The organism is Rhodoferax lacus, from assembly GCF_003415675.1.
GTDB lineage: Bacteria > Pseudomonadota > Gammaproteobacteria > Burkholderiales > Burkholderiaceae_C > Allorhodoferax > Allorhodoferax lacus.
This window is the reverse complement of sequence record NZ_QFZK01000049.1, coordinates 1-1,877: the sequence shown is the minus strand read 5'-3', so window position 1 is coordinate 1,877 and position 1,877 is coordinate 1. Positions and strand designations below refer to the sequence as shown.

Genomic DNA, 1,877 nt, shown 5'->3' with positions numbered 1-1,877 from the left:
ATCAAGCCCACCTGCGACTTGACCGCGCCCATCCCCAAAGGCTCGCGCGACACGTTCAAGGAGTTGGGCGCCAAAGGCTTTGCCCAGTGGATGAAGGACCAGCCCCAGGTGCTGCTCACCGACACCACCATGCGCGACGCCCACCAGTCGCTGTTTGCCACGCGCATGCGCAGCCATGACATGGAGCAGATCGCGCCGCACTACGCACGCATGCTGCCCCAGCTCTTCAGCATGGAATGTTGGGGCGGTGCCACCTTCGACGTGGCCCTGCGCTTTCTGAAAGAAGACCCGTGGGAGCGCCTGGCCCGGCTGCGTGCGGCCACGCCCAACATCCTGTTCCAGATGCTGCTGCGCGCCTCCAACGCGGTGGGCTACACCAACTACTCCGACAACGTGGTGCGCTACTTTGTGCAGCAGGCCGCCCAGAACGGCGTGGATGTGTTCCGCGTGTTCGACTCGCTCAACTGGGTGGACAACATGCGCGTGGCCATGGATGCGGTGCTGGAGAGTGGCGCGCTCTGCGAAGGCGCGCTGTGCTACACCGGCGACCTGTTCGATGGCAAGCGCAGCAAGTACGACCTGAAGTACTACGTGGGTCTGGCCAAGCAGTTGGAAAAAGCCGGTGCCCACATCCTGGGTATCAAGGACATGGCCGGTGTCTGCAAGCCGCGCGCAGCCGCCGAGTTGGTGCGGGTGCTGAAACAGGAAGTGGGTTTGCCGATTCACTTCCATACGCACGACACCAGCGGCATCTCGGCTGCCAGCGTGCTGGCCGCGATCGAAGCCGGTTGCGATGCGGTGGATGGCGCGCTGGACGCCATGAGTGGCCTGACCTCGCAACCGAATCTGGGCTCGATTGCCGCTGCGCTTTCAGGCTCTGCGCGCGACCCCGGTATGGACCTCTCTGCCATGCAGGCGCTGTCCCATTACTGGGAAGGCGTGCGCCGCGCCTATGTGCCGTTTGAGGCCGACATGCGTGCCGGCACCTCGGACGTCTACAACCACGAAATGCCCGGCGGCCAGTACACCAACCTGCGCGAACAGGCCCGCGCCATGGGCCTGGCGCACCGCTGGCCCGAGGTCTCCAAAGCCTATGCCGATGTGAACGTGCTGTTTGGCGACATCGTCAAGGTCACGCCCACCTCCAAGGTGGTGGGTGACATGGCGCTGTTCATGGTGGCTAACGATTTGAAGCCCACTGACGTGAGCAACCCGGAGCGCGATATCGCTTTCCCCGACTCTGTCATTTCCCTCTTCAAGGGCGAGCTGGGCTTCCCACCCGATGGCTTCCCCAAGGCGCTGGAACACAAGGTGCTCAAGGGCGAGGCCCCCATGCAGGGCCGCGCCGGTGACCACCTGCCGCCGGTGGACCTGGAGGCCAAACGCATAGAGGCCGAGGCCGCTGTGGGCCGCAAAGTGAGTGACACCGATCTGGCTTCTTATCTGATGTACCCCAAGGTGTTCAAGGACTATGCCGCGCACCGCCGCGAGTTCAGCGATGTGTCCTTGTTGCCCACGTCACCGTTCTTCTACGGCCTGCTGGACCGCGAAGAAGTCTCCATCGATATCGACAAGGGCAAGACCCTGGTGGTGCGCCAGACCGGCCGCTCGGACGCGGTGGACGAAGAGGGCAAGATCAAGGTCTTCTTCGAGCTCAACGGCCAGCCGCGCACGGTGCGTGTGCCCAAGGCCGGTGTGGCCGGTGCCACCGCCAAAGCAAAGGCCGAAGACGGCAACCCCCACCATGTGGCCGCACCCATGCCCGGCATGGTGGTCACGGTGGCGGTGAAGGTGGGGCAATTGGTGAAGAAGGGCGACCCGCTGCTGTCGTTAGAGGCCATGAAGATGGAGACCATGCTGAGCGCCGACCGTGATGC

General features: G+C 63.9%; 1 protein-coding gene. It reads left to right on the top strand.

All coding sequences use genetic code 11. From position 1 onward, the window contains the following. A partial coding sequence (locus DIC66_RS22680) for a pyruvate carboxylase subunit B (RefSeq protein ID WP_117180452.1) occupies nucleotides 1-1,877 on the top strand: 1,877 nt, incomplete at both ends.